At 62.3% G+C, this 8,300-nt stretch carries 8 protein-coding genes; 4 read left to right on the top strand and 4 right to left on the bottom strand.

Annotated elements, in window-relative coordinates; all coding sequences use genetic code 11:
- The coding region (locus MU553_RS17825; protein WP_428222018.1) for an electron transfer flavoprotein subunit beta/FixA family protein at nt 1-317 on the bottom strand (317 nt) is incomplete at its 3' end.
- A 130-nt stretch (nt 318-447) separates the two neighbouring features.
- Nucleotides 448-1,596 carry a helix-turn-helix transcriptional regulator gene (locus MU553_RS17820; protein WP_247380092.1) on the bottom strand — a complete coding sequence of 383 codons (1,149 nt, stop codon included), beginning with the start codon at nt 1,594-1,596 and terminating at the stop codon, nt 448-450.
- 201 nt (nt 1,597-1,797) lie between these two features.
- On the opposite strand from MU553_RS17820, the gene MU553_RS17815 reads away from it, so the two are divergent.
- The gene (locus MU553_RS17815; RefSeq protein ID WP_247380089.1) at nt 1,798-3,099 is read left to right on the top strand and encodes a DUF7096 domain-containing protein; all 1,302 of its coding nucleotides are present in this window, start codon (nt 1,798-1,800) and stop codon (nt 3,097-3,099) included.
- A 28-nt stretch (nt 3,100-3,127) separates the two neighbouring features.
- The gene (locus MU553_RS17810) at nt 3,128-3,592 is read left to right on the top strand and encodes a type IV pilin N-terminal domain-containing protein (RefSeq protein ID WP_247380086.1); all 465 of its coding nucleotides are present in this window, start codon (nt 3,128-3,130) and stop codon (nt 3,590-3,592) included.
- A 35-nt stretch (nt 3,593-3,627) separates the two neighbouring features.
- Here MU553_RS17810 and MU553_RS17805 read toward each other — a convergent pair whose 3' ends face one another.
- The gene (locus tag MU553_RS17805) at nt 3,628-4,284 is read right to left on the bottom strand and encodes a methyltransferase domain-containing protein (RefSeq protein ID WP_345893396.1); all 657 of its coding nucleotides are present in this window, start codon (nt 4,282-4,284) and stop codon (nt 3,628-3,630) included.
- A gap of 521 nt (nt 4,285-4,805) precedes the next feature.
- A complete protein-coding gene (locus MU553_RS17800) occupies nt 4,806-5,360 on the bottom strand; it encodes a hypothetical protein (protein WP_247380082.1) in 555 nt (184 codons plus the stop codon).
- A gap of 378 nt (nt 5,361-5,738) precedes the next feature.
- Here MU553_RS17800 and ahaH point away from each other — a divergent pair, with 378 nt between their 5' ends.
- Complete coding sequence (gene ahaH, locus MU553_RS17795) at nt 5,739-6,071, top strand: ATP synthase archaeal subunit H (protein WP_247380080.1); 333 nt, start codon at nt 5,739-5,741, stop codon at nt 6,069-6,071.
- The gene (locus MU553_RS17790) at nt 6,058-8,259 is read left to right on the top strand and encodes a V-type ATP synthase subunit I (protein WP_247380078.1); all 2,202 of its coding nucleotides are present in this window, start codon (nt 6,058-6,060) and stop codon (nt 8,257-8,259) included. The genes ahaH and MU553_RS17790 overlap by 14 nt, the downstream gene beginning before the upstream one ends.
- Nucleotides 8,260-8,300 lie beyond the last annotated feature (41 nt).

Genomic DNA, 8,300 nt, shown 5'->3' with positions numbered 1-8,300 from the left:
GCAGCCAGCAGGTCGGCTTTGGAGTCGGTGTCGAGGTACTCGGCGCTCTCGATGGAGTCGTCCCAGACGCGCACGGCACGGTCGGCGCCCTTCGCCAGGGCCATCCGGATGGTCTCCTCGGACCGTTCCGGGCCGATCGTGGCGGTGACGACTTCCACGTCGTCGTTGTCTTCGCTGATCTGGACGGCTTCCTCGACGGCGTAGTCGTCCCACTCGTTGAGGTCGTATTCGAGATACTGCTCGGCGATGTCGTCGCCCGAAATCTCGAACTCGTCTTCGACTTCCGCCACCTCCTTTACCGTGACAAGAATCTTCATACTCACCTGAGACTCTCGATTGATCCCGGTTAAACGTTTCCGAACGGCTGAAACACTGTTAACTGTTCACTCGTTCATCGGTACAGAAAGTCGGCGTGACATTTCCAATCGGAAGCTCGGCGGGGATCGATCAGGGTTCCTCGCCGTTCGTGTCGGTGATGTCCTCGTCGGGGAACGAGATGAGGTTCTCGCGCCCGATCCGGAGCTTGTCGATCCTGTCTTCCTCGTCCATCGCCGAGAGGAGCTGAGAGACCTTCGCGTTCGACCAGCCCGTTTCGGTGACGATGTTCGCCTGTTTCATTCGGCCACCGTTCTGATCGAGCAGTCGTTCGATGCGCTCCTCGTCGGAGAGGAGTTCCTCGTCGATCTCGTCGTCCGGTTGTTCGTCGTGGTCGACCGGCTCAGTAGCTGCTGACGCTGTGCCCGCAGCGTCCGTCACGGTACCGCCATCGCTACTGCTTGTGGTCCCGTCGCCATCGCCGTCGTCCGTGCTGATCGCCAGTGGAGCGGGCAGGCCGACGTCGCTGGTCGAGAACAGGAACGCCAGGACCGCGACGACCCCGAGACCGGCAGCTACGAGTCCGACGACCAGCAGCGGGAACGGGAACGATCCACGCTGATCGCCCTTCTCGTAGGTGATCGAGATGTCACCGGGTGCGAACGTTCGTTCGCCATCCCAGCGAACCGATCTGTTCGACACCGCGTACCCCGGTGGTGAGGCGTCGACGAGCGAATACTCCTTCGGCGGCACGACGACGAGCGACTGGCCGTCGTCGAGCCCGTCGAGCCACGTCCCGCTCGTCGTGTTGAACACGTCGTCGACGTGGAGCGACGAGTTCGTCTGCCGACTGAAGTTCGTCCAGGTGAACCGGACGACCAGATGGCCGGTCCCGTTCGTCGTTCTGGTGGTCCGTTCGACGTCCGTGATCGACATCTGCCTGTCAGTGGTCTCACCGGCCGCCCGGTTCGCCTGCCGGAACGCAGTTAGGGTCTGGGAGTCCGCGGTGGCTTCAAACTGTGCTGCGAACGTCTCGAAGGCCTCCCTGCGAGCGTCCGTCGCGAGCGAGAAGTTCATCTGGACCGTCCAGCGAGCGTCCCCGTTCGGTCGGAGCTGGACTCGAAAGGTCGTCTCGCTCGGCGTCGGCGTAGCCGCGTCGGATTGCTGGACTGCCCGGTCCACGGCAGGTGCCGGGTTGGCGGTTGCTGGCGCAGCAACCTGTCCAGCTGTCACAAGGACGAGGAGGAGGGCTAGCAGGGCGACACGTGCCCGTGACAACATTACGAACCTCTCGTCGCGCCTCGGGGAAAATACTTTCCATCCGGGAATAAAACGTCAGCGGGCGTTGTGAAACGTCTAAGCGACGCTAAGCGCGCCATTTATCGGTTAGTAACGTAACAGGAGTGGCGCAGATGAAAATAAACGTAACGTGAACAGGTGAGTCGAACGGGTTTTTGTACTGGCGTGTCAATGTAGCTGGTAATGCGTCTCACCCTCCCCGCACTGGTGGCACTGCTGGTCGCAGTGGCAACCGTCACGGCTGGGACACCAGTTCCGCTCCCGCCCGAGACGGAGACGGCTGTTGGCCCCTCCACGGGACAGGCCACTGTCTCGGACGCCGCCAGCACGCAGTCAGTCGCGTCGCCCATCGATCCCCTCCAGAATACGACCGATTACCTCGCGCTGCCCGGGCAGACGAGAGCGAACGCCCAGTTCGGGAACGGGACTCTGGACGTCACGGGGACGGTCGCCGCCGAGCGGAGTCGCCTCCAGACGGAATTGAACGAGAGCGCGACCCTCAAGGCCTTCCAGGCGGCCGACTCCACGACGGCCCGGACGGCGATCGTCGAGCGAGCGGTCAACCGCATCGAGAACCGGACGGAAACCCTCCGGACGCGTCAGCAGCGGGCGATCACCGCGTACAACCGGGGCGACCTGTCGACGGACGCGTTCCTGCAGCGCCTCGCCGTCGTCGACACCGAGGCGTCGCAACTCAGGCAGTACATCGACGGCGTCCTCCGGCGCACCGGCCGAACGCCGGGCTACTCCCTCCCGAACGACCTGAAAACGCGCCTGGAGAGCGTCAAGGTCGAACCGACCGTCTTGCAGGGACCGATCCGGACCAGCGTGACCCAGACGATGGCTGGGGAAAGCGACGAGCTTGACGTCTACGTCGAAACGACGAGCGACGGGGTCGTCCTCGCGCGGCTCTCGGGCGGCAGGTACGTTCGCGAAGCCTTCCTCGCGAGCGAGTACCAACAGCCCGGCCCCGACCAGTTCGCTCAGAGCGACCTGCCCCAGATCACGGCCGCGTACGAGCGCGCTCTGAAACTGTACCCGTGGGCCTTCAACAACTCCATTACGAGCACGTCCGTGACGGGCTACGGCAGCACCTCCGCCTACCAGATCAACGTCGACCACTCACAGGGCGTTCTGACGAGCTATCTGGACGGCACGACGACCAACGTCTTCCGCGAAGTCCAGGAAAAGCGCCTCTCGCGACTCGCTATCGCACGCAACGCGACGAACAGGACCAGCGACCTCACCATCACGGCCGGCCTCACCCACGAGAGCGGCCCCATGAACGTCACCGTCGCCGACACAGTGACTGGCGATCCCGTCGACGCACGCATCACCGTCGACGGCCAGTTCGTGGGTGAGACTGGCCTGGACGGATCGCGCTGGACGATCCGTCCCCACGGTCCGGTTACCGTCAACGCGACCACCTCGACCGGCGAGCACGTGACCCTCGACCTCGGTGGGGCTTCCCCCGGCGAAGATTGAAGTATCGGGCCGCGGCCAACCCAGTTTCGTGTCCGCGCGCGCAACGAGTTCGGTCGTCGGCATCGCTCTCATGGTTCTCCTCACAGTTCTGTCGTCGGCAGTTGTCGGCGCGACCGTGTTCGGAATCGGCCCGACAGACAGTGCTCCCCCGCGCGTCAGCATGTCTGCCAGTGCCGACGCCGCGCGTGACCGGATCGCGCTGACACACCGCAGCGGTGACTCGCTCGCCGTCAGCGATCTCCGAATCGAAATCCGCATCGACGGGACGCCGCTCAGAGAACAGCCGCCAGTCCCCTTTTTCGCCGCGAGCGGGTTCGAGTCCGGTCCGACCGGTCCCCTCAACTCTGCTGCCGACGGGACCTGGCGAGCGGGCGAGACGGGCGCAGTACGTATCGCGGATACGAACAGTCCCCAGCTCACCACTGGCGCCACGGTGACCGTCCACGTCTACACGGAACACTATCGGATCGCTACGGTCACGGCGCGAGCCTGACGAGAACCAGCGAGCCAACTCCGATTTGCGGGACGTTACTCTTCCGGCACCTGGGCCACCGTCGTAATGGCGATCTCGGGGTTGTAGCTCGGCCCCATCATCCGGTGTTCGAAGTCGCTGAACCCGGCGTCGCGGAACATCCGGTCTGCTTCCTCGCGGTCGTAGAACAGCATGATCGCGTCGGCGAGCTTCTGAAACACCGAGGAGTTCGGGTAGTTCGGGCCGACGATGAGCACCTGCCCACCCGGCTTCGTGATGCGTCGGCACTCCCGGAGGGCCAATTCGGGGTTGGGCCAGTACTCGATAGACCCGGAGGACCAGACGACGTCGAAGCTGTTCGTTTTGAACGGGAGTCGCTCGGCGTCACCCAGCTGGAAGGTGACCGAGCCGCCAGTCCGGCCGAACTTGGCGTAGGCTTTCTCCAGCTGGTGGGGACTCTGGTCGAGCCCGTACACGTGATCGACGTGTTCCAACAGGCCCTCGGTCGCAAAGCCGGTGCCACAGCCGAGGTCGAGCACCCGATCGTCGGGGTCGAGGTCGAGCATCTCGATGGCCTCGGTCCGCATTTCCTCGTTCCAGATGAAGGGGTTGATCTGGTCGTAGACCTTCGAGAGGTACTTGTAGAAGGTGCGTGCCCGCGACTTGTTCTCGAGGACTCCCATTGATTCGTGTAGGGCGTTCGACGCCATAATACCATCTTTTTCCTCCTCGGGTCTCCTCGGTCGCTCTCCGAGCGACCTGCGGGGACCACTCGTCGCAAAAACATGGGTGAAAAAGGCCGGACGCTCGCCGTTGGCTCGCGTCCGTGAACCGCGCTCGCTGCGCTCGCGCGGATGCTCAATGACCAGTCGTCCGACAGCATCTCACCGACTACCAGTTGCTCAGTATAGAGCGCTCAGATACCGATGCGAATTCTAATTTACTAGAGGATTGTTAGAATCAGCGTGCAAGACTTAAAGGGTGTAGTCAGCAGTCGGCCATCCGTTGGTTTCACTCTGATCCGGATGATTCAACCGGTCAGTAGAGTTGCTTACTGAGCATGCACATGAAGAGAGAGCATCTATAGTAGTCAGCAGAAATTTTCACGGGCCTCGAGCGTCAACAGGCCGGTTTACGGCACGAATCGTCACGTCTGATACACACGGTGAGCAAAGACTTCTGGTGACTACTATAGCTACGGTTCAAGTTCGAATCCATTCTTCGCTCTGACTATTCAGAAACACTCCACGGGCTGCCCCTGTTTCACTGGGTCCGGATCGAGCCCTGACTCGTCCTCTTGATTCCCCTCGTGAACCGCTCTGAGCATGACAGCGTCGTCGATGTAATACGATGCGTAGATCGTGGGCGAATCCGCTTCTATAGGACTTCCGCCTTCCTCATAGCCGTAGCGGTAACGATACTTGAGTCGGACAATCATTGCCCCCTCCGGCGCTTCGTGGGTCCACATGTTGCTGACGGAAACACCTGCGTGATCGAGACTGGATTCGTAGTCTTCGTGGAGGGCGCTCAGACGATACGCACGCTCATACGACTTCACGTAGGTGCGGACTGTCGACTCGTTCGACAGCGAGTCGGGTCGGTCAGGGTAGGTGTACCGTCCCGCTTCACCCGGCGGGTCGGAATTTGGTGACGGCGATACCGGACGGGCAACATCGTCGCAGTCGTACACCGGCGTTCCCACTGTTGATTCGGAGGTCCCACCCACACAGCCACTCAAAAGCACACTGATACAGGAACCGCCGGCGAGGAGGGCCTGACGTCGTTTCATTTCGCCTATCTATCAACTCTTCCAGTAAGTATTTTCTCCCGTCCTGAACAGTAACATTCTCTTCACACACAGACTAAATTCAGGATTGATAAGATCAGTTTCTTGGCTACATCGTGCACGGCTTTCAGAAAACATACGAAGGTTGTTAGGATTCTCAGCGGTCAGTAGGGCACATTGAGCAACTATCGAGAGCACCAGCATCCACGCGAGCGCAGCGAGCGCGGTTCACTGAAGCCGAACGAAGTGAGGCTTCAGCCTTTTTCACCCATGTTTTTCGAGGAGCGGTGCGCGAGTGCAGCGAGCGCACCCGACGAAGAAAAACATGGTTGGACTTCGCAACTACCATATAGGCGCTTATGCAATCTCCGAATGATTCAAATGCCAAGGCCAGAGGTTCTCGATCAGATCAAAGAGGCCGAGGAGGAGGCCGACGAGATCATCGCCGAGGCCGAGCAGGCGGCCGAGGACCGGATCGCCGACGCCAGGGAGGAGGCAGAGGCAATCCGCCAGGAGGCCCGCGAGGACGCCGACGAAATCGCGGAGGACCGACTCGACGATGCTCGTGACGAGATCGAGGCCGAGCGTGACAAGATTCTCGCAGAGGGGAACGAACAGCGTGAGGCACTCGAACAAGCGGCGGAAGAGCGGAAAGACGAGGTGATCGAGCACGTAATGGAACGGTTCGAGGAGGCGGTGCATGCTCAGACCTGAGCAGATGAGCCGCGTCTCGGTGACTGGTTCCAAGTCCGTCATGGACGACGTCATCGAGACAGTGTACGACCTGAACCTGCTGCACGTCACCGACTACGACGGCTCCTGGGAAGGGTTCGATCTGGGCGATCCCGTCGAGGGCGCCGAGGAAGCCTCCCAGAAGCTCGTCACCGTCCGCTCGCTGAAATCGACGCTCGGCGTCGACGAGGACGATGCCGGGCCGACCCAGCTCGTCACCGACGAGGCGATCGACGAGGAACTCGAGCGGGTCCGCCAGGACGTCAACGATCTCGACGACCGCCGGAGCGAGCTCAAAGACGACCTCCGCGAGGTCGAGGAACAGATCGACAGCGTCGAGCCCTACGCCGAGCTCGGCATCGATCTCGACCTCCTGCAGGGCTACGAGTCGCTCGCCGTCGCCGTCGGCAAGGGCGACGCGACGGGCATCGAGACCGAGCTCGCCGCGGCCGACGAGGTCGAGGAGTTTATGGTCGAGTCGGCAGGCAAATCGGTCGCCATCTTCGTCTATCCCGAGGGCGACACCGACGACGTCACCATGCAGGACCTGCTGGTCGGCGCACAGTTCCAGGAGTACGAGATTCCCGACGCAGAAGGGAGTCCCGAGGAGTACATCTCCGAACTGCAGCACCGCAAACAGCAGCTCGAGTCCAAGCTCACCACCGTCGAGGACGAACTCCAGGACCTCAAGCTCGAAGTTTCGAGTTTCCTGCTCGCGACCGAGGAGAAACTCGCGATCAGAGTCCAGCAGGCCGAAGCGCCGCTGAACTTCGCGACGACCGACAACGCGTTCGTCGCGGAAGGCTGGATTCCGACCGAGGAGTACGAGACCCTCGCGAACACGCTCGAGAGCACCGTCGGCGAGCACGTCGACGTCGAGGAACTCGAACGCGCGAGCTACGACAGCGACGGACACGCCACCGGCCACGAACCGGTCGACGAGGGCGGTCAGGTGCCCGGCGAACCGACCGCAGCCGACGGGAGCGGCAAGGAGAAGGCCACAGACGGTGGCCTCGTCACGATGAGCCACGACGAACCGCCGGTCATCCAGCAGAACGCAGCACCGGCGAAGCCCTTCGAGGCGCTCGTCGAGGTCATCAACCGGCCGAAGTACTCCGAGTTCGACCCGACGGTCATCTTCTTCCTGACGTTCCCGGCGTTCTACGGGTTCATGATCGGTGACCTCGGGTACGGGATCCTGTACACGCTCGGCGGCTTCTGGCTCATGCGGAGCTTCGACAGCGACATGATCAAGAGCCTCGGTGGTGTCGGCATCTGGGCCGGTATCTTCACGATGATCTTCGGCGTGCTGTACGGCGAGTTCTTCGGATTGCACCAGCTCGGTGAGATCGTCTGGGGCGGCAACCCGCCGATCCACAAAGGCCTCCAGCCACACTACGCTGACTACGCGCTCGCGTGGCTGGTCATCAGTCTGCTGGTCGGGATGGTCCACCTCGCGATCGGGTGGATCCTCGACTTCATCGAGAACCTGGGCCACGGGTTCCGCATGGCCATGGGCGAGAGCGGCTCCTGGCTCCTGATGCTGTTCGGTCTGTGGGCCTGGATCTTCGCCGGCGCGAACGGAAGCGCACCCGATCTGATGTACGGATCCACGAGCGTGTTCGCCGGCAACCCCTTCCCGCTCGGATTCACCGGCTTCTCGCCGGAGATCGGCATGGCTGGCCTCGGGATGTTCGCCGTGGGCCTGGTCTTGCTCGTCACGACCGAGCCCGTCGAGGGTGTCGAGTTCCTGAACGTGCTCGTGAACGTGCTCTCGTACACGCGGCTGGCTGCGGTGCTGCTGGCCAAAGCAGGGATGGCCTTCGTGGTCAACCTCCTGTTCTTCGGCGTGTACGTGACCGACGACGGCGCCTGGCACTTCGGCATCAGCCACTCCCCGGCGCACATGCTCGAACAGGGGACCTACCACGGCCACGAGGTCACGAGCGTGATGTTCGGCGGCCTGATGCACGGGAGCGTCGCGTTCCTGCTCATCGGCGTGCTGATCCTCGTCATCGGGCACCTGCTCGTGCTGATCCTGGGTGTCACCAGTGCCGGCCTGCAGGGCGTGCGTCTCGAGTACGTCGAGTTCTTCGGGAAGTTCTACGAGGGCGGCGGCCGCAAGTACGTCCCCTTCGGCTACGACCGCGAGTACACCACCGAAGAGTAATCGACCCCCCAAGCCGTTCTTTTGCTCGCGTTGCTGCCCCA

The sequence above is a fragment of the Halorientalis brevis genome (assembly GCF_023077655.1).
Note: the sequence above shows the minus strand (reverse complement) of the source record. Positions and strands in the feature narration are given on the sequence as shown.

What these genes read in the sequence shown, in the direction of transcription:
- ahaH (WP_247380080.1), top strand. Translation starts at nt 5,739, where the DNA reads ATGCCAAGGCCAGAGGTTCTCGATCAGATCAAAGAGGCCGAGGAGGAG.
- MU553_RS17790 (WP_247380078.1), top strand. Translation starts at nt 6,058, where the DNA reads ATGCTCAGACCTGAGCAGATGAGCCGCGTCTCGGTGACTGGTTCCAAG.
- MU553_RS17820 (WP_247380092.1), bottom strand. Translation starts at nt 1,596, where the DNA reads ATGTTGTCACGGGCACGTGTCGCCCTGCTAGCCCTCCTCCTCGTCCTT.
- MU553_RS17800 (WP_247380082.1), bottom strand. Translation starts at nt 5,360, where the DNA reads ATGAAACGACGTCAGGCCCTCCTCGCCGGCGGTTCCTGTATCAGTGTG.
- MU553_RS17815 (WP_247380089.1), top strand. Translation starts at nt 1,798, where the DNA reads ATGCGTCTCACCCTCCCCGCACTGGTGGCACTGCTGGTCGCAGTGGCA.